The following is a 23,594-nucleotide window of genomic DNA, read 5'->3' as shown; positions in this document are numbered from 1 at the left end:
ACTTTTCGTCACCAAAGGAAAAACCTTAAGCAGGTCTTAAGAAGTAATCTTGGCGCTATTCTGCAAAACTGCCGGCAAAGTCCATGGCACACATGGATCTAAAGACCGAGCCCCCTGGCTGGAACGGCCGCGAAAAGTGCCGTGGCAATCAGCAGGTATGACATGAGCTTGGCAATCAAGGCAGCTCTTCTTCAACATCGGATGGTGCTTCCATAGTAAAAAGGCCCGCTTTGCAGCAGGCCTTTGTTGGTTTCTCTGAAAAAAAATTAAGCGCATTCGCTGTAGCCGCAGACCCGGCAGACGGCGCATCCTCTCGTGTTCGACGATGCCGCCGCATTCGGGGCATGCTCCACGGTCGAAGGCGGCCTGCTCTATGCCCATATCTATGCCACTCTCCTGCATGTGTGCCTGAATTGCTTTGGCTACAGCGTCGGCGCAGGAAAGAACCTTGTTTTCACCGAAGCCGGCCGGACAGTGGCACGAAATGCCCAGCAGCTGCTTGATAACCTGGCGGGCTTGAATGCCGCTACGCCATGCCAGCGATACCATTCGACCGATGGCTTCGCTCTGTGAGGCGGCACAGCCGCCGGCCTTTCCCATGGTGGTGAAAAGTTCAAAGAGACCACTCTTGTCTTCGTTGACCGTCACATAGAGGGGGCCGCAACCGGTCTGCATCTGATATGTCCACCCTTGAGAGCCTTGGGGCGCTCACGCTTGTGGGATCTTTTTTCATCGGCAGGCGGCAGGGTTTTCGGTGCTTCTTCCTTCTTGCCGGTGGAAAGAACCTGCTCGTCCCTGGAACCGTCGCGATAGATGGTCACCCCCTTGCAGTTTGTCTCATAGGCAAGGCGGTAGACCTTTTCCACGTCTTCGAGGGTGGCGGTATTGGGGAAGTTGACCGTTTTGCTGACGGCATTGTCGGTATGTTTCTGGAAGGCTGCCTGCATGGAAATATGAACTTCAGGGGTGATGTCGTGGGCGGTGACAAACACATTCCTGATCTGTTCGGGTATTTCCGGGATATCATGGACAGTGCCATGCTCGGCAATTTTCTGCATCAGCTCTTCCGAATAAAAACCCTCTTTTTTTGCCGTTTCTTCAAAGATGGGATTAACTTCGAGAAGAATATTTTTGTCCATTACATGGCGGATGAAGGAAACGGCAAAGAGCGGTTCCACACCCGATGAGGCGTTGGCAATAATGGAGATGGTGCCGGTGGGTGCAATGGTGGTGACAGTTGCATTTCTGATAGGCTCCATGCCCGGCTTGTCAAAGATAGAGCCTTTGAAATTGGGGAAAGGCCCGCGGAGCTTTGCCAGTTGCACAGAGGCGGCATGTCCTTCGTCGTTGATGAATTTCATGATTTTTTCGCCCAGCTCGATGGCTTCCTTGGAATTGTAAGGGATGCCGAGCAGGATCAGCAAATCGGCCCAGCCCATGACACCCAGGCCGATCTTGCGGTTGGCGCGGGTCATGGCGTCAATTTGTTCGAGGGGATAGTTATTGACCTCGATGACGTTGTCCAAGAAGTTCACTGCCAGCTGGATGACCTCCTTGAGCCGCTGCCAGTTGATTTCGCCATTTTCCACCATCTTGCCAAGATTTATTGAGCCCAGGTTGCACGATTCGTAGGGTAGCAGCGGTTGCTCTCCACAGGGGTTGGTGGATTCGATCTGGCCGATGTGGGGGGTCGGGTTGTCCTTGTTGAGGCGGTCGATAAAGATGATGCCCGGTTCGCCATTTTCCCAGGCCTGCTTGACGATCCGGTTGAAGACCTTGCGGGCGTTGAGACTACCGGCTTTTTCGCCACTGCGTGGGTTGATCAGGTCATAGTCGCGATCTGCGTCCGCAGCCCTCATGAATTCTTCGGTAAGGCCGACTGAGATGTTAAAGTTGTTCAGCTGTCTTTGATCTGCCTTGCACATGATGAAATCCATGATATCGGGATGATCGACCCGCAGAATGCCCATGTTGGCGCCGCGTCTCGTTCCTCCCTGCTTTATGGTTTCGGTAGCCACATCAAAAACGCGCATGAAGGATAGGGGGCCGCTGGAAATGCCGGTAGTGGACATGACCATGTCGTTGGCCGGGCGGAGACGTGAAAAAGAAAAACCTGTACCCCCTCCGGACTTGTGGATGAGGGCAGTGTGTTTTACCGCATCGAAAATTTCTTCCATGGAATCTCCCACCGGGAGGACGAAACAGGCGGAGAGTTGGCCCAGCTCACGACCTGCGTTCATCAACGTGGGGGAGTTGGGAAGAAATTCGAAGGAGGTCATCATGGCAAAAAATTTGTCGGCAAGAGCAGCGATATCAGCTTTTTTATCGAATCTTGCATCTGCTGCGGCAATGGATTCGGCAACCCGGTGAAACATATCCACGGGGGATTCGAGTACTTTTCCATCCTTGTCCCGCTTCAGGTAACGCTTCTCCAGGACAGTGACGGCATTTTTCGATAAACCCGGAATGTTTCCCTTGGTTGTTTTTTTCATGTTTCTCTTCTCCTTGAAATTAAATGGTATTTCAAATTTATACTATATTTAGTGGCACGGCATGAAATAAACCACAACATATATGGCCTGTCAAGCATATTTCGTAAGGGTTTGATTCAACGTGAAAAGTGCTGAAGACTCTTCAAACATGGCAGTGTTCTCATTTACAAGGTGGACAAATTGTGCTATCAGTTACCGATTAATTCAAACGGGGTAAGTATGGCGACAAGGGATAAGAAAAGAGACGCGCTGGAGGCGCAGGTTAAAGCGCTGAAAGAGCTGATTGAAGTGGCCAAGGCCGTTGTCTCCACCTTGGATCTTGATACGGTACTCCAGCTATCCTGACAAGCGCCATGCATTTTGCTGAAACGCCAGCCGGCAGCGTGGGGCTTTACGATGAAAACAAACATGAGCTGTCCCTGCATGCCCACTCGGGTTTAACTGCCGACTTCATCAAGAAGGAACGTTGGGATGTCTCTCCTGGCGGACTTACGGAACAGGTACTTAAGGCCAGAGAGATATTCTTTGTTGAAAATACTGCTACCGCCAATTTTTCCCAGAATCCCATGATGGTCAGGGAAGGGATCCAGTCGCTGGTCTGCGTTCCCCTTACCTTTGGCGACCGGGTGATGGGGGTCCTGTACCTGGACGATTTTGTTCCCCGTGACTTCGACAAGGAGCGGATGAATCTTCTATCGGTACTTTCCTCATTTGCCGCCATGGCCATTTATAACGCCAAGCTGCACAACAGGACAAAGCTTCTTGCCATAACCGATGCCCTTACCGGGCTGTACAACCACCGCCATTTTCACCATATTTTCAGCATTGAAATGGGTAGATGCAAACGCTATCACAAGGATCTGTCTATTATCATGCTTGATGTTGATGACTTTAAAAAATTCAATGACAGATATGGTCATTCGACAGGGGATCTGGTCCTTACCGCCATCGGCGAGCTCATAGCTGGAACACTCAGGGGGGTTGACTATGCCTTTCGTTATGGAGGAGAGGAATTCATCGTTCTTCTGCCTGAAACTCGCCTTGAGCAGGCATTCCAGGTTGCAGAGCGGCTTCGCCAGATAATCGAGACGGAAACGGCGACAAAATTCACCAAGCTTGCCGGACATGGAGTTACTGTCAGTGTGGGAGTAGCCTCTTATCCGGTCGACGCCGACAAGAAGGATCAATTATTCGAAAAGGTCGATGCACTGCTTTACCAGGCCAAGGTGTTCGGCAAGAACAAGGTGTATTACAGCAAGGAGGAGACGGCGGTTTAATTACTGACGTCGTGCCATCATGTATCTGATTTTCAAGAAAGTCTGCATTTATGCCGCTGTCGCCATAGGGTTGGCTTTGTCAGGAAATCTCGGTCCGGCAACTGCAGGAGACCGGGGTAATAAAACTGATAGTCCGGATCGTGCAGTTCTGTCTCCTGTTGCCGACCTGATTTATAAAAACGGAATCATAACGGAGGATGTAACCTGGAATGGCAATGTGCTTGTCGAAGGTGGACTCATTCTTGCCCCTCAGGCAACTCTCACCATGGAGCCTGGCACCACCGTTTTTTCAGGCAGTCACCTGGTGGGGACAAACCGGTTTTCTTGATACATGGCAGAATCCAGGCACTGGGGGGGCAGACAAACCAGTAATTTTCACCTCTTTATATACGGAGCCGACACAGGGAGACTGGCAAGGGATCGTCATCATGTCCAGCGACAAGAAAAATGTCCTGGAAAACTGCCGGATATCAGGTGCTGAAACGGGGGTCGAGGCGCTTTTTTCCAGAATAACCCTTAAAAATGTCGGTTTTGCGGCTTGTGGTACAGGTGCCAGGATTCAAGACTGCATGGCTGTTATCGTCGGAGGCGGGGCCACTGATTGCAGTATCGGGCTGGAACTGACGGAAACCGAGGCTGATGTGCGAGATGCTAATTATTCAGGCAATGGACAGGCGGTAGTTGCTGTCCAGTCTTCCCTTTATCTGGGCGGATCTACGTTCTACAGCAACAGCAGGAGGCGATCAAAGTCCAAGGAGGACGGATCAGGGTTATCGGCAACAGCTTCAGTGTCAACGGCAGCGGCGTTACCCTGATCCAAGGTGAAGGCACGCTATCAGGAAACAGAATCCTGAAAAACAAAGACTATGGCGTTACTCTGGCCAAAGCAGGGTGAAGGTGACGGCCAACGACATTTCCCATAACAGCAAAGTGGGTCTCAGGGTGGAAGACGGCAAGGGGGTCGCCTGGGGAAACACTTTTGTCGGTAACGGGGATTACGACCTATACAATGCCGGAGCAGATGATTTCAAGGCAATGGGTAATTGGTGGGGAGAGGGCACATCCGCCACCGGCGTGCGCATCTTCGACAAGAAGAACAACACCTCCATCGGCAGGGTTCTTTACCTGCCAGTTCTTCAGACCAAGCCCCAATCCGACTTGTAGATTTCACATTTCACATCTTTTAATAACAATCATTACCAGGGAGAATTATGCGCTTTGACGGACGTGGAGAAGGAAGTCTCAGAGAAGTTAGAATAACCCGCAATTACATAAAGCATGCGGAAGGAGCGGTGCTGGTCGAATTCGGAGATACCAAGGTCATCTGTACAGCTTCCGTAGAAGCATCGGTTCCGCCCTTTTTGCGCGGCAAGGGAACAGGCTGGGTCACAGCGGAATATTCGATGTTGCCCAGGGCTACCCATAGCCGGTCGCCAAGGGAAGCAGCGAAAGGGAAGGTGGGGGGGCGGACCCACGAAATACAGCGGCTGATCGGTCGTTCCTTGCGGGCGGTGGTGGATATGTCCCTCCTTGGCGAGAGAAGCATAATTATCGACTGTGATGTCATTCAGGCTGACGGGGGCACACGTACGGCCTCCATAACAGGGGCCTACGTGGCGCTATGCGATGCATTGCAGGGGCTGGTGGCAAAGGGTGAACTGCCGTCACTGCCGATCCGCGAGGCTGTTGCTGCCGTTAGTGTCGGCATCGTCGGCGGAGTTGCAGTTCTCGATCTGAATTATGTGGAGGACTCTGCTGCCGAGGTGGATATGAACTTTGTCATGACCTCCTCCAACCGTTTCGTCGAGGTCCAGGGAACTGCCGAGGCTGAACCTTTCACTATCGAGCAGATGGATGCCATGCGCACCCTGGCTGTTGACGGCATCAAGCAGCTGTTTCAGATTCAACAGGCGGTTCTCGCCCGATGAAAGAACTTGTGGTCGCCACGGGCAACAGGGGTAAGCTGCGGGAAATTGAGGAGCTGTTGCGCGGATGCGTCGAAAAGCTCCTTTCCCCAGCTGATTTTTCCTCATTTCCAACCGTTGTTGAGGACGGATTGACTTTCACGGAAAATGCAGTGAAAAAGGCAAAAGCCGCTGCAGAGGCCACAGGTAAGCCCGTTCTCGCAGATGATTCCGGGCTTGTTGTCGATGCCCTAGAGGGCAGGCCCGGCGTATTCTCGGCCAGATTTGCCGGGGAAGGGGCCAGCGACGCGGACAATAACGACAAGCTGCTTGGAGAACTGGCCCGACTGCCGGAGGCGAAGCGCTCGGCTGCGTTTCACTGTGTCGTGGCCCTATGTTACCCGGACGGGTCCTGCCATACCTTCGATGGGGAACTGCGCGGCCTGATCCTGGACAGCCCCAGGGGATCAGAGGGATTCGGTTATGACCCTCTTTTTCTGGTTCCCGAGTATAACCTGACCCTGGCCGAACTGCCCATGAGCATAAAAAACAGGATCAGTCATCGGGGCAAAGCTCTTGAAGCCCTGAAGAAATTTCTTGCCACCGTAAACACTTAGTGGAAATTTGAGTAAAAAAGCTTGCAGGTCACCCAATCATGTGCTATAAAGTTTGTCTTCGATCGGGGTGTAGCGCAGCCTGGCTAGCGCACCTGCCTTGGGAGCAGGGGGTCGGAGGTTCGAATCCTCTCACCCCGACCATTTTTGTGCGCCTGTGGCTCAGTTGGATAGAGCAACGGACTTCTAATCCGTAGGTCAGAGGTTCGAATCCTCTCAGGCGCGCCATTTCCCACATATGGTGGCTATGGTGAAGCGGTTAACACAAACGACTGTGACTCGTTCATACGTGGGTTCGAATCCCACTAGCCACCCCAACTAGACACAAAGCCCCGCCAAAACGGGGCTTATTATTAGTGACAGATAAGCGAGATTGGCGGAATTGGCAGACGCACCAGACTTAGGATCTGGCGGGGTGACCCGTGGGAGTTCAAGTCTCCCATCTCGCACCATTTAGCAATCTTTGAGGTTTGACCGAAACGGTTAAACCTTTTTTCATGGGCGAAAGCACCGCAAGAGGAAGGTCATGACAGGAAGAATATTGGCTGCAGGCAGTGAAATAGAATCAATGTGTACTCGATGCAAGGCTGTGTATAACCATACCATAATCGCCATGGTGGGAGGACGCGTGGCCCGCGTCAAATGCAATACCTGCGGCAGCGAACATAACCATCGTGCAGAGAAGCCGAAAGAAGACCCTAAACCGCGCAGAGCCGCTTCAGGATCAACTCCATCGCCGCGGCCGAAGGTGAAAAAAGACGCCGGAGAATCCGAACGTGAAGAGTGGGAACGACTTTTTCACACCAAAGATACCGGGCGGGCAATTCCCTACCATATGGATGGTTCCTTCAAAGTAGAGGATCTCCTGGATCACCCGGTATTCGGCTTTGGCGTAGTCTGCTCCCGCCAGCAAGGCAAGATAGAGGTCCTCTTCAACATCGGCAGGAAACTCCTCCGCTGTAAATAATCACATCAGTGCAGCAAAAGCAAAGGCGCAAATAATCCAAGAGCATCAGCTCCCCTTGGGTCATTTGCGCCTTTCTGTTCTCAGGCAATCATTTTCCCCGAGTCCTATTTTTTTACACGGAATCCCGCCTTTTCCCAGCCACTCAAATCTGCAGCCCCTGTATTTTTCCCGGCTGCGGGGCGTGATGCAGGTTTTTCCTTCTCTCCACCTGGCTCAGCTTCTTTAATGGACAGGGAAATTCGCTTCCGCTGCAAGTCCACGGCAAGAACTTTCACCTTGACGATTTCCCCCACTTTTACCGCTTCGCCAGCTTCCCTGATAAAGCGCCGGGACAGGTGGCTCACATGGACAAGCCCGTCCTGGTGAACGCCGATATCCACAAAGGCGCCAAACGCAGCCACGTTGGTGACAGTCCCCTGGAGGATCATCCCTTCCTGGAGGTCACCGATAGTTGTTACGTCGTCACGCAGTGTCGCCGTCTCGAATTTGGCCCTGGGATCCCGCCCCGGCTTTTTCAACTCTTCGATGATATCCCTCAGGGTCGGCAACCCGACCAGGTCAGTCACGTAGCGTTTCAGATCGATCCGGCCGACGATGGAAGGCTCCTTCACCATGTCTGCAACGGTAGTGGAAAGGTCCTGGGCCATGGCTGACACCAGCGAATAGTTTTCCGGGTGCACGGCGGTGTTGTCCAGGGGGTTCTCGCCATTTCTGATGCGCAGGAACCCTGCCGCCTGCTCGAAGGTCTTCGGTCCGAAACGGCTGACCTTGAGCAGCGCCTGTCGGGAGGCAAAGGGTCCATTCTGGTCGCGATGGCTGGTAATGGCCCTCGCCTGGGTTTCATTCAGGCCCGAAACATAGGAAAGCAGTGCCCATGAAGCGGTATTCAGGTCGACACCGACAAAGTTGACGCATGATTCAACAACCGCATCCAGTGCCTTTTTCAGGGCGTTCTGATTTACATCATGCTGATACTGGCCGACGCCGATACTTTTCGGATCGATCTTGACCAACTCGGCAAGGGGGTCCTGGAGACGCCTGGCGATGGATATGGCGCCACGCACGGTCAGGTCCAGATCGGGGAACTCCTCACGGGCGATATCCGATGCCGAGTAAACACTGGCTCCCGCCTCGTTGACGACAACGACCGGCAGCCGGAGACCGGCTTCCGTCAGTGTCTGGCGGACGAACAGCTCCATTTCACGGCCGGCGGTACCGTTGCCGATGGCCACCAGTTCGCTCTGGTGGCTGTGGATCATGCGCAGCAGCTCCCTTTTTGCCGGCTCGATATTGCCGCTCCCGGTGTGGGGATAGATGGTGCAGTGACCGAGGAAACGACCGGTTTCATCCACTGCTGCCAGTTTGGAGCCGGTGCGCAATCCTGGGTCAACGCCCAGCACGCGCTTGCTTCCAGCCGGCGGCAGCAGCAGCAGGTTCTTCAGATTTTCGGCAAAAACGGCAATGGCCGCCTCATCGGCCCGATTCTTGGATTCCAGCCGTAGCTCCACTTCAATGGAAGGTGCGACAAGCCTGCGGTACGCATCTTCGGCAATGACTTCCAGGAGCGGGCGGAAGATGCTGTCCCCCTTGATCAGCCTGGATTTCAGCCCTGCCAGAATTTCATCCACCGGGGCAATTATGGAGAGAAAGAGAAACTCCTCCTTTTCGCCGCGCCGCATGGCCAGCATCCGGTGGGACGGTATGGTCTTCAGCGGCTCCTGGTAGTCGTAGTACATCTCGAACTTGCTGACCGTCTCCTTTTGTCAGGCGCCACCCGCGAACAGAATATCCCCTGCTCACCGGAAACACGGCGGACAAAAGACCGGGCATCGGCATCCTCGCTGAGGCGTTCGGCCAGGATATGTCCTGCCCCTTCCAGGGCCGCCGCCGCATCGGCTACATCCTTGTCCGGATTTACAAAGGGCGCTGCTGCTTCCTCAGGGGTGCCGGCAGTCAGTTCCTGGGCCGCGACGATATCAGCCAACGGCTCCAGGCCACGCTCTTTGGCAATGGTCGCCTTGGTTCGCCGCTTTGGTTTATAGGGGAGATAAAGATCCTCAAGTTCTGTTTTGGTCCTGGTTTGTTCAATGCGGGTTTGCAGTTCAGGCGTCAGTTTTCCCTGTTCGCCGATGGTCTTGAGAACCGTTACTTTCCGCTCTTCCAGCTCGGAATGGTAAGCGAGATTATCTTCAATCTGACGAATCTGCACCTCGTCCAGCTCAAAGGTCAGTTCCTTCCGGTAACGGGCAATGAAGGGGACGGTAGCCCCTTCCTGGAGTAGGGTGACAGTGTTGGCCACCTGTTTGGCGGCGAGTCCGGTTTCTTCGACGATTACGCCAAGAATACGCGTCAGTTGCTGGTCTGTCAGAGTCATTGTTATTCCTTCCGGTCTACGTTGGGCATCAAATGCTCCCATTCGAAAAGCTCAGATTGATACACTTTTTCCCAAACACGGGCAAGCAAAAATTATTTCATCTGAGCCGCAGCGGCTGAAGGAAAGCCGCCAGAAAGCAGCGCCGCCGTTGACTTTCCTCCCTTTATCTGTTAGATACAACAGGCTGATCAATCATCGAGAATCCCAGGAGTTTCATGGAGAATTTTTTCCTCAAGCTTTCAATCATGCTCGTTCCCGCTCTGATGGCCATTACCTGCCACGAAGTTTCCCACGGCTTCGTCGCCGACAAGTTCGGTGACAATACCGCCCGCTATATGGGCCGTCTGACCCTTAATCCCCTGAAGCACCTTGATATTTTCGGGACGTTGATGATTTTCATTGTCGGCATCGGCTGGGCGAAGCCGGTGCCGGTCAACTTCAACAACCTCAGACATCCCAAACGGGATATGATCTGGGTTGCCGCGGCTGGTCCCATCACCAATTTCATCCTGGCAGCGGTTTCCGCTCTGGCCTTGCGAGTCCTGGCCACTCTCACCTATGATGGGTCCTCCATGCCGGCAGTTCAATCGGTTGTTGAACCGGTAGCGTTGATGCTCGGCTTTTCAGTTTATATCAACCTGCTGCTGGCCATCTTCAATCTGATCCCCATGCCGCCGCTGGACGGGGGACGGGTTACCGCAGGATTACTGCCCTACCGCCAGTCCGAGGCTTTTTCGAGGCTTGAGCCATATGGCATGATCATTATTATTGCCCTTGTCTTTTTTACCGACATTTTCAGTTATGTCCTGCTACCGATTTTAAGCGCCGGGATTCACCTGCTGGCCGGTCCGCAAAGCAGCCTTGTCTTCAGTGTCACCAAGCTGCTCATGCGATAAAGCGCACCCATGCGCTTTCTGCACCACAAATATCCAAAAGGAGTCAGTACCAAATGAAAAACAAACGTATCGTCAGCGGCATGAGGCCGACCGGAAAGCTGCACCTGGGGCATTACCACGGGGTACTCTCCAATTGGCTCGAACTTCAGCAGGAATTCGAATGTTTCTTCTTTGCTGCCGACTGGCATTCGTTGACCACCGAATATGCCAATACGGAAGGGATCCGGGACAATATCCGCGACATGGTGCTCGACTGGCTGGCTTTCGGCATCGATCCCGATAAAAGTACCGTCTTCATCCAGAGTCAGGTACCGCAGCATGCGGAACTTAACCTGGTTCTTTCCATGATCACCCCCGTTTCCTGGCTTGAGCGCAATCCAACCTATAAGGAGATGCAGGAAAACCTGACGACCAAGGATCTTTCCACCTTCGGTTTTCTAGGTTACCCGGTGCTCATGGCTGCCGACATCATTGTCTATAAAGCGGCCCGCGTACCTGTCGGCCAGGACCAGATTCCGCACCTGGAACTTACCCGGGAAATAGCCCGCCGCTTCAACTACCTCTATGGCGAGGTTTTCCCGGAGCCGTCTGCCCTTCTTACCGAGACCCCGAAGGTGGTGGGGCTTGACGGACGCAAGATGAGCAAGTCTTACGGCAATGCCATCTTCCTCTCTGACACCGCCGAAGAGACACGGAAAAAGGTCATGTCCATGGTGACCGATGCCCAGCGCCCATTGCGTAGTGATCCGGGCGAGCCGGATCGGTGCGTGGCCTTCACCCTGCATAGCCTGTATGTGCCCGAGGAGAAACGGTCGGAGATTGTCAGCGCCTGTCGCAGTGCCCAGATCGGCTGCGTGGACTGTAAAAAGATTCTGGCCCAGTGCATGATCGACACCCTGGCTCCTTTCCGCAGCCGACGTGAAGAGCTGTCCGAGAAACCGGAACTGATCGATGAGGTGCTTGCAAACGGCGCAGTCAAGGCTGCCGAGGAAGCCGGCAAAACCATGACCGATGTGAGGGCTGCCCTGAAAGTATAGGGGCCACTCATCCTATGGATTTGACTACCGAAAACTCCCTGTTTCCCACCGATGTTTCATATCAGGTGAACATTGAGGAATTCGAGGGTCCCCTCGACCTGCTCCTGCATCTGATCAAGAAGAATGAAGTCGATATCTACAACATTCCCATTGCTGCCATAACCCGGCAGTATCTGGATTACATCGACCTGCTGAAGGATCTGAATCTGGATATTGCCGGCGAATTTCTCGTCATGGCGGCAACGCTTCTTCAGATCAAGTCGAAGATGCTTCTTCCTGTTACTGTGGAAGAAGAGAGCGAAGAGGCAGAGGAAGACCCGAGGGCCGAGCTGGTACGCAGGCTCCTGGAATACCAGAAATACAAGGAAGCCGCCACCACCCTCGGCCAATGCGAGCTGCTGGGCCGGGACCTGTTTGCCCGCAAATTTCCTGCACCCGAACTTGCCTCCTTAGAAGCTGAAGAAGAACCTGCGGATGTGGAGCTGTTCGAGCTGATTGAGGCCTTTCAGCGCGTGCTGGCAAAGATCTCTCCGGACAGCTTCCATGAAGTAGGCGCCGACGGCCTCTCCATCGCCGACCGGATAACCGAGGTTCTAGCCCTGCTGGAGGGGGAGGAAGCCGTAACCTTTGAATCTCTTTTTATCGGCGACGTTACTCGGGATGCACTTGTCATCACTTTCCTTGCCGTTCTGGAGCTGTGCAAACTGAAGATGATCAGGATCACTCAGGTCAAAGAAAAGGGTACCATCTGGATCATGCCTGCGGTGGCCGATGGCGCTGATGAGCCTGAGGAAGTCGAAGAAGGGAATGCCCATGTCGGCGAATCTTAAATCAGTTGTCGAGAGCCTCATATTCGTCTCTGAGCAGCCGGTCTCCCTGGACAGGCTCTGCGGAGTCCTCGAAGAGCACGAACGGCCGGAGATACGCGAAGCGCTGGAATTGTTGGTCGAAGAGTACCGGGACTCCGCAAGGGGTATTGTTCTGGCAGAGGTGGCCGGTGGATACCAGTTTCGCAGTCGACCGGAGAATGCGGATTATCTTCGCCGGCTAACCCGCAGCAAAACCACGAAGTTCAGCCAGTCGGCCCTGGAAACCCTTGCCATCATTGCCTACCGCCAACCCATAACCCGTGCCGAGATTGAATATCTGCGCGGTGTCGATTCAGGCGGGGTGGTTAAGAGCTTGCTGGAAAAAAAGCTCCTGAAGATCCTCGGCAAAAAGGAAATTCCAGGCAAACCGCTGATCTATGGCACCTCCAGGGAATTTCTCGAACTGTTCAACCTGAAAGACCTGTCCAGCCTGCCGTCGTTGAAGGAGATCCAGGAACTGGCTCCGACAGATGCCTTTTCAGCCCAGCAGGATCTGCCCCTTGATGATCCGGAACAGCCTGAACAATAGCAGTCTGTACTGGTGCTGTGCAGCGGTTGTGGTAATATTCTCTTGCTGCGACTGTTAATAGCCAACTGGAGGCGTCATGATTCGTCAGCCGGCAGTAGCAGGTCAGTTCTACACCGATGATCCGGACAAACTGCGAGCCCAGTTAAAGGCAATGATTTCGCCGGCGCCGGTCAGGGAGAAGGTCCTTGGTGTCATTTCCCCCCATGCGGGATATGTTTATTCCGGTGCCGTTGCCGGCAAACTGTTCGGCGAGGTGGCTGTTCCATCGACGGTCGTCATACTTGGCCCCAACCATCATGGCATCGGCGCCCGTGCCGCCATCTTTCCCGAGGGAAGCTGGCAGACCCCCCTTGGGACTGCACCGGTAAACAGTTCCCTTGCTACCCTCATCAAAAAACACTCCTCTATCGTTGAAGCAGATCAGAAAGCCCATATCTTTGAACATTCCCTGGAGGTTCAACTCCCTTTTCTCCAGTTTCTCAGGCCGGACGTCAGCATTGTCCCTATTTGCCTGGGGTTCCGCGACTTCAAGAGCTGCCTCCTGCTGGGCTCGGGCATTGCCGCTGCCATCAGGGAATATGGCGATGAGGTTCTGATCGTGGCAAGCAGCGACATGACCCATTATGAGACTGCGGCCAGCGCAAAGCAGAAGGATGAACAAGCCATTAACATGGTGCTTGCCCTTGATGCTGAAGGGTTGTTACTGGTCTGCGCACAGAAGGATATCACCATGTGCGGTGTGGTTCCTGCCACGGTCATGCTTGTCGCGGCCAAGGGACTCGGGGCAACCGGGGCCAGGTTGGTACAGTACGCCACCAGCGGCGATGTTACGGGAGACAACCGCCAGGTTGTGGCCTATGCAGCTCTAACGGTAAAGTGATGGATGTCATTACCACCCATGTGAATGCCGATTTCGATTGTCTTGGGGCAATGGTTGCAGCAAAAAAGCTCTATCCGGACGCGCTGATGGTTTTTTCCGGAGCCCAGGAAAAAAGCATGCGCGACTTTTTCCTCAAATCCACCGGCTATGCCCTCAATTTCACCAGGCTGAAGGATCTTGACCTGGACAGCATCACCCGCCTCATCCTCGTTGATTGTCAGCACTCCTCACGCATCGGAAGATTCTCGGAAATCCTTAACCGGCCGGGTTTGGAAATCCATATCTATGATCACCACCCCGAATCATCGGGCGACATCTCCCCAACCGGCGGTGTGATCCGCGCCAGCGGGTCTTCTACCACCATCCTTACCTCCATCTTGCGGGAGAAAGGGATAAATGTAAACGCTACCGAAGCGACGCTGATGATGCTCGGCATCTACGAAGACACCGGCAGCCTCATCTTTCCCTCGACCACAACCGAAGATTTTCATGCTGCAGCCTGGCTGCTGGAGCATGGAGCCAGCCTCAATACCGTTGCCGACTTCATAACCCAGGAACTTACTGCCGAACAGGTTTCTCTTTTGAACGACCTGCTGAAATCCCTGAAAACCACCGAGCTCCACGGGGTGGAGATCTCAATCGCCCAGGCTTCGGTCGATTACTACATCGGGGATATTGCCGTTCTTGCCCATATGATGCGGGATATGGAAAACCTGGAGGCTCTTTTTGTAGTTGTCGGCATGGCGAGTCGGGTTTATATCGTTGCCAGAAGTAGGATTCCCGAGGTGAATGTCAGCGATATCCTTCATGAATTCGGCGGCGGCGGTCATTCTTCTGCCGCTTCGGCAGCCATTAAGGATCTGACGGTTATCCAGGTCCTGGAGAAGCTTGAAACGGTCCTGCGGGCAAGGGTCAATCCGAAAAGGGTTGCCGGAGACATCATGTCTTCACCGGTGAAAACCATTGATGCCACGGCAACCATGGAAGAGGCCCGGGACATGTTGACCCGCTACAATGTCAATGCCTTGCCGGTTATCAAGGATAAGCGGTTGGCCGGCATAATATCCAGAAGAATTGTGGAAAAATCCCTCTACCACAACCTTGGTCAGGTCCTGTCACCGATTACATGCATTCCGAGTTTATGACCGCCGCACCCGATACCAGCATCAAGGAAATCCAGGACTACATGATCGGGCGCGACCGGCGCATGGTCCCTGTCCTGGACAAGGGCCGGCTTGCAGGGGTAGTGACGCGTACCGACATTCTTCGCTACATGCACAACGGCGAAGGGCTTTACGATCTTGCACGTAATGCCGTGCCCATGAAGAGCAAGGAGGTCAGGGGGCTGATGGGCAAAAACCTGGCGCCGCGGATTCAGCAGATTCTTCATGATCTTGGCCGGGTGGGTGATTCCCTTGACGTTCCCGTTTTTGCGGTGGGGGGATTTGTCAGGGACCTGCTGATGAACGTACCCAATCTGGATATGGATGTGACGGTGGAAGGAGACGGGATACTCTTTGCCGAGACCTTTGCCGGCCAGTACGGTTGCCGGGTCAAGAGCCATGATAAATTCGGTACGGCGGTGATTGTCTTTCCCGACGGTTTCAAGATCGACGTGGCCAGTACTCGCCTGGAATATTATGTTTCACCCGGAGCACTTCCCACCGTCGAGCGCTCTTCACTGAAAATGGATCTCTATCGCCGTGATTTCACCATCAACACCCTGGCCATCAGGCTCAATGAAGCGGATTTCGGGGTTATGCTCGATTTTTTCGGGGCGCAACGGGACCTGCAGGATCGTCTGATCCGGGTTCTGCATAATCTGTCCTTCGTTGAAGACCCGACCGTGTCTTTCGCGCCATCCGTTTCGAGCAGCGTCTTGATTTTACCATTGCCAAGCATACGGAGAACCTCATCAAGAACGCGGTCAAGATGGATTTTCTTGAAAAGCTGGGCGGTAAAAGGCTTCTGACCGAGCTGGTTTATATCCTGCGTGAGAATGAGCCATTGAAAGCCATCGAGCGGATGGCCTCTTTCGGCCTTCTCCGGTTCATCCATCCGGAGCTGGAATTGACTATCGGGACGAGAAACATGCTGGAAGAAGCACGCAGGATCATTTCCTGGTTCGACCTGTTGTTCCTTAACCGGGCCTACGAGCGCTGGGCGGTTTATTTTCTCGCCCTGTGCGAATCCCTGACCCATGATCAGTTGTGGGGAGCATGCACCAGGCTGGCGGTCAGCGAACATTACCGGGAGAAGCTGTTCGAGACGCGCAGGCAGGGTGAGGAGGCGCTTGTCACAATCGAGAAAAAAATTGCCAGGACCGGCGCCATTGAAAAGAGTGAGGTCTACTTTCTGCTGAAAGATCTTCCTGTGGAAGTCCTGCTCTATCTGATGGCAAAAACCGGCAGTGAAGAAGTCAAAAAATGGCTGTCCCTCTATTTTACCCAGCTGCAGAATGTTCGCTGCTTCATAACCGGTCATGACCTGAAACGCCTGCAAGTGCCGCCGGGCCCTCTTTATAAGGATCTTCTCGACCTTGTGCTGAAGGCACGTCTGGATGGCAGGGTCATCAGCCGCGAAGACGAGCTGGAACTGGTGAGGCATAAATTGAAGAAACTGTAGCAAATTTGCAACAATCCCTCCTCCAAAAGGCTTACTTTCATTTCCGGTGCCCCCAGTCACATAAACATAAGGCTCCATCGGGTAAAACTGTAGCATATCAAGCTTATTCAAGAGCGAATCAAGCCCAGCCTTTCATTGAAGCCCAAACCAGAGTAACTCCGAGATGTCCTCTTAGCCCAATATGGCTTATTTACCAAGTTTGGTCCGGATATTGCTGCCATGTGGCTGTTTGGAACAAATCCAGGAGCGAAAATGAACAGACTGAGGAAATTTACCTTTTTACTGGCAGCAGTCTTTCTTACAACTTTTACAGCTCCCTCCTTTGCTGCGGATGATCAAAACCACGTGGAGAGGAATCCTTTCAAGGAAATTTTCGTCAATTCAATTTATGGTGGTTTGGCGGGCACATTGGTTGGTGGCGCCATGCTTGCCTTTACCAGAAGGCCAGCAGACCATGTGGACCGTCTGGCATATGGTGCTGCGGCAGGAGCTCTTTTAGGCGCCGGCTACGGTGTTTTCAAAGGGACCCGCTCCCTGATGGAGGTGGAAGACGGTAAGGTGAAGTTCGCCATGCCGACCATCATGCCTGACATCAAGGAAACCAATTCAAAAGGGCAGACGCCCATTGTCGTTATGGCTGAATTTCTTCGCGGTACTTTCTGAGGATTTGCAGGAGGGATTGCAGTTTTGGTTGAGGGGCCGGTTAAAGGGCCCCTTTTTTTGTCTCTTATTCCGTAACCTCACGGATCGATGCTTCGATACCGTCCATGAGCTCCTTGAGTTCTTCCAGCGAGATGGACAGGGGAGGGAAGACGACGATGATATTCCCCAGGGGTCGCAGGAAAATCCCGTGCTTTCTCGCAGCTCTGCATACCAGGACCCCGATTCGCTCCTCCCAATGGTAGCTTTCCTTTGTTGCCCTGTTTCTCACCAGCTCAATGCCGCCGATGAGTCCTTCCTGACGCACATCACCCACGTGAGCCAGCGATTGTAGAGAATTCAGCCGGTCTTTCAGATACTCGATCTTGGGTTGCAGATTGGCCAGCAGCTGTTCTTTCTCAATGAGGTCCAGACTGGCCAGTGCGGCTGCACAGGCAATTGGATTGCCGGTAAATGTGTGGCCATGGAAAAAGGTCTTCAGCTCACGGTATTCCCCAAGAAAGGCATCGTAAACCTGCTGGGTGGTAAGGGTTGCTGCCAGGGGGAGATAACCTGCGGTAATTCCCTTGGATAAGGCCATAAGGTCAGGAGTTACTCCTTCCTTTTCACAGGCGAACATGGCGCCGGTCCGGCCGAAACCCACTGCCACCTCGTCGGCGATCATGAGGACATTATATTTGTTGCACAGCTCGCGTACCGCCCGGACAAAACCTTCCGGCTGGGTGATCATCCACCGGCGCCCTGCACTCGGGCTCGATAACCAGGGCCGCCAGTTCGTGGGCGTGATCAGCCATCAACCGTTCCAGCTCCTTGAGACATAACTTTCCGCAGCTGGAGCTGTCCGAGGTTTCCATGGGGCAGCGGTAGCAGTAAGGTGCCGGTGCCTTGATGGTGGGGAAGAGAAGGGGGGAATAGACATCGTGGTAGATGTCGATGCCGCCGACGCTCATGGCTCCAACTGTGTCACCATGGTAGGCGTTGGTGAAGGAGATGAATTTTGTCTTGCCGGTGTGCCCTTGGTGCTGCTGGTACTGGAAGGCCATCTTTACGGCAATTTCCACAGCGGTTGAGCCATTGTCGGAGTAAAAAACCTTGCAAAGGCCGGGCGGGGCAATATCCACCAGCCGCTTGGCGAGCAGCGCAGGCTGTTCGCCGGCCAGGCCCAGCAGTGTCGAGTGCTCAAGCCTGTCAACCTGGGCCTTGATCGCCTCATTAATCTCTTTCTTGCAGTGGCCGTGAACATTGGTCCATATTGCGGCAACCCCGTCCAGATAGCGGGTGCGTCTGTATCTATAAGGTATGATCCCTCACCCCGTTCAATGACAATCGGCTCGTCCTCCTCCCACTCCTTCATCTGGGTGAAGGGGTGCCAGACATAGCGGCGATCATATTCCTGAAGGGTTTGTGTATCGTATTTATTCACCTTGTGCTCTCCTTTGTTCATAAGGCTGCGCCAGCCCCTAATTCACGCAGCATCAACGCCGTTGCCGGGTCCTGCTCAAGGATCGAAACAATCTCTTCCACAAGGGTGTGTTGATCCAGCCTTGGGCTGTGCGGGAAAACCCCCAGCAGCGGTGCCCCGGAAAGGGAGCCCAGCATGTGCGGCGCGTATTCCTCGGCCTTGTTCGGAGCTGAAGGATAATTGTTGACGATGATCCCTTTGACAGGAATGTCCATCTGTCTTGCGGTAAAAGTGGTGAGCAGGGTGTGGTTGACGGTGCCGAGGTTGGGACGGGCGACGACTGCGACTGGAAGATTCAGGTGATTGATCAGGTCGCAGTCAACAGCCCACCGGCCAGGGGGACCATCAGTCCGCCTGCACCTTCGACAATGACAAAGTCATGCTTTGCTGCCAGCCGCTCGTAAGCAGCCTTGATTATGGAAAAGTCGATGCGGACCTTGTCAAGTTCGGCCGCCACTGAAGGGGCCAGCGGTTCCCTGAGCAGATAAGGGGTCATGTCAGGATCGTCTTCACGTGTATGCACAGCCCATTTCAACAGCTCTGCATCTTCGGAAAGAAGTTTACTTCCGATCTCCATGCAGCCGCTGGTGACCGGCTTCATGACCCCGACAGACAATCCTTTATTAGCCAAGAGCCGTGCTAACACAGCCGAGACAATAGTCTTGCCGACACCGGTATCTGTGCCGGTAATGAATATCCCCTTACAGTTTGCCATTCACCGCCTCCGATTTAGCCAATCACCAACCACCAACCACCAACCACCAACCACCAACCACCAACCACCAATCACCAATCACCAATCACCAATCACCAATCACCAATCACCAATCACCGCTACTCGCAGCAGCTCGCCACCGACAGGTTCAGGTCCTTGAGCATCTGCCAGTCTTCCTCGGCAGCCCTGCCGGTGGTGGTCAGATAATTGCCGATCATGGTGCCGCTGGCGCCGGCAAAAAAGATCCACGATTGCAGATCGCGCAGGTTTTTCTCCCGGCCGCCACAAATCGAAATCCGCTTTGTGGGAAGGATCAGGCGGAAGAGGGCGATGGTTTGCAGGCATTCCATGGGGGTTATGTTCTGTGCATTTTCCAGTTTTGTTCCTGCGATTGGATTGAGGAAATTAAGGGGAACCGAGTCCACATCCAGTTCCCGATGTATGCCATCTCGATTCTCTGGGCCACACTTTCTCCCAGGCCGAAGATGCCTCCGCAGCAAACCTTCAGCCCAGCTTTTTTCGCGACCCGTACGGTGTTCACATCTTCTTCATAGTCGTGGGTGGTGCAGACGTTGGGGAAAAAGCTGCGGGCAGTTTCAAGGTTGTGATGGTAGGTTTCCACGCCCGCTTCAACAAGGGCAGATGCTGTTTCATGATCGATAATACCAGTGAACACGAGGGGGTGATGCCTGTCTCCCGGCGGATGCGTCGCACGGCATTGCAGATCCGTTCCAGCTCTTCCCCTTTCTTGATTGATGTGCCGCTGGTTATGATGCCGTAACAGGATGAGCCGTTTTTTTCCGCCTCCCTGGCGCAGGCCACCATTCGCTCCTCATCGATCAATGAGTAGACCGGGGCATCGGTTTTGTGGTGGGCCGATTGGGCACAAAACGAGCAGTTTTCCGGGCACCGGCCCGATTTGGCATTGACAATGGAGCAGAGGAAGACCTTGTCTCCGACAAAGTGCTCCTTGATGCGACTTGCTGCACCAAACAGCGGGTACAAAGCTGAACCATGAAGATTTGCCAGCTCCAGTGCCTCTTCAATAATAATATCTCCACCTTCAATAATGCGTTCGCTTAGTTTTTCCAGGTTCATTTTCATCTGCTGCCTCCGTAAATCGGATTTATCACAGCAGGTCAGCCTTGTCAACCGGTTTTAGATAAATGGTTGACGAGTAACAACGGGCCAGGACGTAAAACCATGGCAGTTTTATAGAAAGTGGATGTTTGGGAATATGTGCGATTGTGAAATGTGAGAATCTATAGGGGCAAGAAGGGGATGACTGACTGTCGAAAAACTACTGCTGGGGCAGCTTCAGTTCGGAACCCGGGCGTAGATCGGTTACGCCTGGGTTCCATAGCTTGGGCAAATTTCAGGGTTTTTTTGCCTTTGCCGATATCTTTGCTGTTTTCTTTTTTGTGGCTGCTTTGGGAGCGGCTTTGGCGGCAGGCTTTGCCGGTTTTGCTGCCTTTTCGTCGGTTGCGGCTTTTGCCTTTATCTTGGCAGCTCTTACGGCTCTAGCTTGGCCAAGTTGTCGGCGAGACCGCGGTCCTGAGCCATTTTCCTTCTGGCTTCAGAGAAGTTTTTGGCAGTAAGCGCTGGTGGATGGGATCCCAAACTGTTTTCTGTATGCTCCCGGCTTCATGTCATGTACCTGGGCCAGATGGCGGGCAAGGGTCTTCATGCCGGTTTTGCCGCAGATCATGCAGGAGACCTGATCCGGCTGGAATGCTTTTTTCAGTGAGATGGCTGGAGTCTTGCTTTCCGATTCCGCTTCTGCTGGTGCTTCCAATTTTTGCAGTGCTGCGTGAACTTTCTGCAGTTCGGCAAGCAGTTCTTCACTGGACATCTCTGATACTGATGCATGTGAAGAAACAATGCTTGCTGTCAGTTCCAATAAGGTTGAGGCCATTTTACTTCCTCCTTTGTCAAGACAAGAGAATATTTATTCAAGGTTTTTATATTTAACTATATTATTTCTCTAAATCAAGAAAAAAGGTGGTCTTTATAAATAAAAAGCGTTGACTGATCAGAGACATATCTGATAATTTGGCCTTCCTGATTAGCATAGCGTTGAGTGACAAGGGAAGCACTTCACATGGCAATGATAAAGATTGACGAACAACGATGCAAAGGATGCGGCCTGTGCACAATAGCATGTCCACACAAGCTGCTTTCTTTATGTGACAAGATAAACAATCAGGGCTATACTCCTGCTCGCATTTCCTCAGCAGATAAGTGCACAGGCTGTGCACTGTGTGGTGAGATTTGTCCCGATGTTGCCATTGCCGTCTTCAAATAATCCATAGACTTTCCAGTCCCGGTTCAAGCTGTTTCATACACAGTTTCTCATCTGCAGAAATTGCTCACCCGTGTTTAACAACGGAGGTAGTTTTGACAAAGCGTCTTTTTGTGAAAGGAAACGAAGCAGTGGCCATGGCTGCCATAGAGGCCGGCTGCCGCTATTACTTCGGTTATCCCATTACGCCACAGAGTGACATTCCCGAATATCTTTCACGGGAGCTGCCAAAGCTGGAAGGTGAATTTATCCAGGCTGAAAGCGAGATCGCTTCCATTAACATGCTCCTTGGTGCCTCGGCTACCGGGGTTCGAGCAATGACATCCTCATCGAGCCCGGGAATTTCCCTCAAGCAGGAGGGAATATCCTACATGGCCGGATCAGAGCTTCCCGGCGTCATCGTTAATATTTCCCGTTCAGGCCCCGGCCTTGGGGGAATCGATGCTTCACAGGCCGATTACTTTCAGAGTGTGAAAGGGGGAGGTCATGGCGGCTACCATGTCGTCGTCCTTGCTCCGGCATCGGTCCAGGAAATGTATGACCTTACAATGCTTGCATTCGATCTGGCAGATCAGTACAGGATGCCGGCCATGATACTTGCCGACTCCGTTATCGGTCAGATGAAGGAAGGCCTTGTGGCCAACAAGAGGCCGGTGCGGGATTTGCCTGCCAAAGATTGGGCTGTGCGCGGTAAAGGTGGCGGAGAGCAGCGTGTCGTCAAATCCCTTTTTCTTGGTGATGGTGAGCTGGAGGCCCATAACTGGAAGCTCCACGCCAAATACCAGATGCTGAAGGAGCAGGAGGCTCGCTGGGAGGAATATGAAACTGCCGGCGTCAATCTGCTGATTTCGGCATTCGGCTCCACTGCGAGAATTGCCAAAACAGCCATCATGATGGCAAGGGAAGAAGGGCTTAACGTGGGGCTGTTGCGTCCCATAACCCTTTTCCCGTTCCCGGAGAAGGCATTTCTAGAGCAGACCAGAACCTGCAAGAAAGTGTTGGTCATTGAGCTGAATACCGGCCAGATGGTTGAAGATGTGAGGCTTTCCGTGGCTAAAGATGCAGAAGTCAGCTTTTATGGCAGACCGCCAGGTGCAGGGTCGCTGCCTACTCCGGAAGAGCTGCTGGAACAGATCAAGAAACATTATTGATCGGTGATTGGTGATTGGTGATTGGTGAGGGGCAAACCTCGAACTCCGAACCTTGAACCTCGAACTTCGAACTTTTACGAGGATTATTATGCAGCAGGTTTTCAAAAGACCGGCAAGTCTGAAGGATGTACAGACCCATTTCTGCTCCGGTTGCCATCATGGGACCATCCATCGTCTGGTTGCCGAAGCGATTGACAAGTTTGGAGTACAGGACAGGACCATCGGCGTTGCATCTGTCGGTTGCTCGGTGTTCCTCTACGGATATTTCGATGTGGATGTGGTCGAAGCTCCCCATGGCCGGGCTTCTGCCGTTGCCACAGGCGTAAAGCGGGCCAAGCCGGAAAACTTTGTCTTTACCTATCAGGGGGATGGTGACCTGGCAGCCATCGGCACTGCAGAAATTATTCACGCAGCCAACCGCGGTGAAGATCTCACCGTTTTTTTCGTCAACAACACCACCTACGGTATGACCGGTGGCCAGATGGCTCCGACGACACTGGTGGGACAGAAAACCTCCACTTCGCCCTATGGCAGAAACAAAGCCAAGGATGGCGCCCCCATCAGAATGGCAGAACTTCTGGCCCAACTGGAAGGGGTCGCCTTTTCCGCCAGAGTGGCGGTTAACTCCCCAAAGAACCTGATGGATGCAAAAAAACAGATACAGAAGGCCTTCCAATACCAGGTGGAGGGAAAAGGTTTCTCATTCATCGAGGTTCTTTCAGCCTGTCCGACCAATTGGGGGATGAATCCTCTTGCAGCCAATGAACGGGTCGGAACTGAAATGAGTGAATATTTCAAGCTGGGTGTTTACAAGAACACCGCCAACTTGTAGGGAGTATC

The 23,594-nt window shown here is 53.2% G+C and carries 18 protein-coding genes, 4 tRNA genes and 6 pseudogenes; 21 read left to right on the top strand and 7 right to left on the bottom strand.

Going from position 1 to position 23,594, the window contains the following annotated elements; all coding sequences use genetic code 11:
- Positions 1–36 precede the first annotated feature (36 nt).
- Both JCM15764_RS29375 and JCM15764_RS06605 read right to left on the bottom strand, forming a co-directional pair.
- The gene (locus JCM15764_RS29375; protein ID WP_279384311.1) at positions 37–675 is read right to left on the bottom strand and encodes a TSCPD domain-containing protein; all 639 of its coding nucleotides are present in this window, start codon (positions 673–675) and stop codon (positions 37–39) included.
- Positions 645–2,492 carry a vitamin B12-dependent ribonucleotide reductase gene (locus JCM15764_RS06605; RefSeq protein WP_279384310.1) on the bottom strand — a complete coding sequence of 616 codons (1,848 nt, stop codon included), beginning with the start codon at positions 2,490–2,492 and terminating at the stop codon, positions 645–647. Before JCM15764_RS06605 ends, JCM15764_RS29375 begins: the two co-directional genes overlap by 31 nt.
- A gap of 219 nt (positions 2,493–2,711) precedes the next feature.
- Here JCM15764_RS06605 and JCM15764_RS26235 point away from each other — a divergent pair, with 219 nt between their 5' ends.
- From JCM15764_RS26235 to JCM15764_RS06550, 11 genes are all read left to right on the top strand, one after another.
- On the top strand, positions 2,712–2,837 hold the full coding sequence (locus tag JCM15764_RS26235; RefSeq protein ID WP_279384309.1) for a hypothetical protein: 126 nt from the start codon (positions 2,712–2,714) through the stop codon (positions 2,835–2,837).
- 8 nt (positions 2,838–2,845) lie between these two features.
- On the top strand, positions 2,846–3,769 hold the full coding sequence (locus JCM15764_RS06600; RefSeq protein ID WP_243688498.1) for a sensor domain-containing diguanylate cyclase: 924 nt from the start codon (positions 2,846–2,848) through the stop codon (positions 3,767–3,769).
- Between the two features lie 209 nt (positions 3,770–3,978).
- A complete protein-coding gene (locus JCM15764_RS22190) occupies positions 3,979–4,584 on the top strand; it encodes a hypothetical protein (RefSeq protein WP_243688497.1) in 606 nt (201 codons plus the stop codon).
- Between the two features lie 82 nt (positions 4,585–4,666).
- Positions 4,667–4,933, top strand: a complete 267-nt coding sequence (locus tag JCM15764_RS06585; RefSeq protein WP_054693820.1) for a hypothetical protein — start codon at positions 4,667–4,669, stop codon at positions 4,931–4,933.
- A 47-nt stretch (positions 4,934–4,980) separates the two neighbouring features.
- The gene (gene rph, locus JCM15764_RS06580; protein ID WP_054693818.1) at positions 4,981–5,697 is read left to right on the top strand and encodes a ribonuclease PH; all 717 of its coding nucleotides are present in this window, start codon (positions 4,981–4,983) and stop codon (positions 5,695–5,697) included.
- Entirely contained in the window at positions 5,694–6,290 is a 597-nt protein-coding gene (locus tag JCM15764_RS06575; RefSeq protein WP_054693816.1) for an XTP/dITP diphosphatase, read from the top strand. Before rph ends, JCM15764_RS06575 begins: the two co-directional genes overlap by 4 nt.
- A 63-nt stretch (positions 6,291–6,353) precedes the next feature.
- Positions 6,354–6,431: transfer RNA gene (locus JCM15764_RS06570), tRNA-Pro, on the top strand.
- Positions 6,432–6,438: 7 nt separating this feature from the next.
- Positions 6,439–6,515 (top strand) — tRNA-Arg (locus tag JCM15764_RS06565).
- Positions 6,516–6,528: 13 nt separating this feature from the next.
- A tRNA-His gene (locus JCM15764_RS06560) sits at positions 6,529–6,604 on the top strand.
- 50 nt (positions 6,605–6,654) lie between these two features.
- A tRNA-Leu gene (locus JCM15764_RS06555) sits at positions 6,655–6,739 on the top strand.
- A 74-nt stretch (positions 6,740–6,813) separates the two neighbouring features.
- Positions 6,814–7,254, top strand: a complete 441-nt coding sequence (locus JCM15764_RS06550) for a hypothetical protein (RefSeq protein WP_054693813.1) — start codon at positions 6,814–6,816, stop codon at positions 7,252–7,254.
- Positions 7,255–7,358: 104 nt separating this feature from the next.
- Here the strand turns inward: JCM15764_RS06550 and JCM15764_RS06545 are convergent.
- A pseudogene (locus tag JCM15764_RS06545) lies at positions 7,359–9,628 on the bottom strand (Tex family protein).
- Between the two features lie 215 nt (positions 9,629–9,843).
- On the opposite strand from JCM15764_RS06545, the gene JCM15764_RS06540 reads away from it, so the two are divergent.
- The 7 genes and pseudogenes from JCM15764_RS06540 (at position 9,844) to JCM15764_RS06510 (ending at position 17,127) form a co-directional block, all read left to right on the top strand.
- Positions 9,844–10,524 (top strand): site-2 protease family protein, encoded by a 681-nt coding sequence (locus tag JCM15764_RS06540; RefSeq protein ID WP_012648088.1) that lies wholly within the window; start codon positions 9,844–9,846, stop codon positions 10,522–10,524.
- 53 nt (positions 10,525–10,577) lie between these two features.
- Positions 10,578–11,561, top strand: coding sequence for a tryptophan--tRNA ligase (gene trpS, locus JCM15764_RS06535; protein WP_054693811.1), 984 nt, complete (start codon positions 10,578–10,580; stop codon positions 11,559–11,561).
- A gap of 14 nt (positions 11,562–11,575) precedes the next feature.
- On the top strand, positions 11,576–12,391 hold the full coding sequence (locus tag JCM15764_RS06530; RefSeq protein ID WP_054693808.1) for a segregation and condensation protein A: 816 nt from the start codon (positions 11,576–11,578) through the stop codon (positions 12,389–12,391).
- Positions 12,375–12,959: an SMC-Scp complex subunit ScpB gene (scpB, locus tag JCM15764_RS06525; protein WP_243688496.1), complete on the top strand. Its 585-nt coding sequence runs from the start codon at positions 12,375–12,377 to the stop codon at positions 12,957–12,959. The genes JCM15764_RS06530 and scpB overlap by 17 nt, the downstream gene beginning before the upstream one ends.
- Before the next feature lie 76 nt (positions 12,960–13,035).
- Positions 13,036–13,839 carry an AmmeMemoRadiSam system protein B gene (gene amrB / locus JCM15764_RS06520; RefSeq protein WP_054693802.1) on the top strand — a complete coding sequence of 268 codons (804 nt, stop codon included), beginning with the start codon at positions 13,036–13,038 and terminating at the stop codon, positions 13,837–13,839.
- Positions 13,839–16,464 (top strand): annotated as a pseudogene (locus JCM15764_RS06515) (A-adding tRNA nucleotidyltransferase). The gene amrB and the pseudogene JCM15764_RS06515 overlap by 1 nt, the downstream one beginning before the upstream one ends.
- Before the next feature lie 252 nt (positions 16,465–16,716).
- Positions 16,717–17,127: a hypothetical protein gene (locus JCM15764_RS06510; RefSeq protein ID WP_054693800.1), complete on the top strand. Its 411-nt coding sequence runs from the start codon at positions 16,717–16,719 to the stop codon at positions 17,125–17,127.
- Positions 17,128–17,191: 64 nt separating this feature from the next.
- Here JCM15764_RS06510 and bioA read toward each other — a convergent pair.
- The 4 pseudogenes from bioA to JCM15764_RS06490 all read right to left on the bottom strand — a co-directional run bounded on the left by bioA (position 17,192) and on the right by JCM15764_RS06490 (position 21,216).
- A pseudogene (gene bioA / locus JCM15764_RS06505) lies at positions 17,192–18,547 on the bottom strand (adenosylmethionine--8-amino-7-oxononanoate transaminase).
- A gap of 17 nt (positions 18,548–18,564) precedes the next feature.
- Positions 18,565–19,301: pseudogene (bioD, locus tag JCM15764_RS06500) on the bottom strand (dethiobiotin synthase).
- Between the two features lie 119 nt (positions 19,302–19,420).
- Positions 19,421–20,405 (bottom strand): annotated as a pseudogene (gene bioB, locus JCM15764_RS06495) (biotin synthase BioB).
- A 271-nt stretch (positions 20,406–20,676) separates the two neighbouring features.
- Positions 20,677–21,216, bottom strand: a pseudogene (locus JCM15764_RS06490) (Ros/MucR family transcriptional regulator).
- A gap of 186 nt (positions 21,217–21,402) precedes the next feature.
- Here JCM15764_RS06490 and JCM15764_RS22185 point away from each other — a divergent pair.
- The 3 genes from JCM15764_RS22185 (at position 21,403) to JCM15764_RS06480 (ending at position 23,586) form a co-directional block, all read left to right on the top strand.
- The gene (locus tag JCM15764_RS22185) at positions 21,403–21,606 is read left to right on the top strand and encodes a 4Fe-4S dicluster domain-containing protein (RefSeq protein ID WP_243688495.1); all 204 of its coding nucleotides are present in this window, start codon (positions 21,403–21,405) and stop codon (positions 21,604–21,606) included.
- Between the two features lie 92 nt (positions 21,607–21,698).
- Positions 21,699–22,754, top strand: a complete 1,056-nt coding sequence (locus JCM15764_RS06485) for a 3-methyl-2-oxobutanoate dehydrogenase subunit VorB (RefSeq protein WP_054693797.1) — start codon at positions 21,699–21,701, stop codon at positions 22,752–22,754.
- Positions 22,755–22,842: 88 nt separating this feature from the next.
- A complete protein-coding gene (locus JCM15764_RS06480) occupies positions 22,843–23,586 on the top strand; it encodes a thiamine pyrophosphate-dependent enzyme (RefSeq protein ID WP_054693794.1) in 744 nt (247 codons plus the stop codon).
- Positions 23,587–23,594: the final 8 nt, after the last annotated feature.

Source organism: Geotalea toluenoxydans JCM 15764 (assembly GCF_001311985.1).
Classification (GTDB): Bacteria; Desulfobacterota; Desulfuromonadia; order Geobacterales; family Geobacteraceae; genus Geotalea; species Geotalea toluenoxydans.
This window is presented reverse-complemented; position numbering and strand designations above follow the sequence as displayed.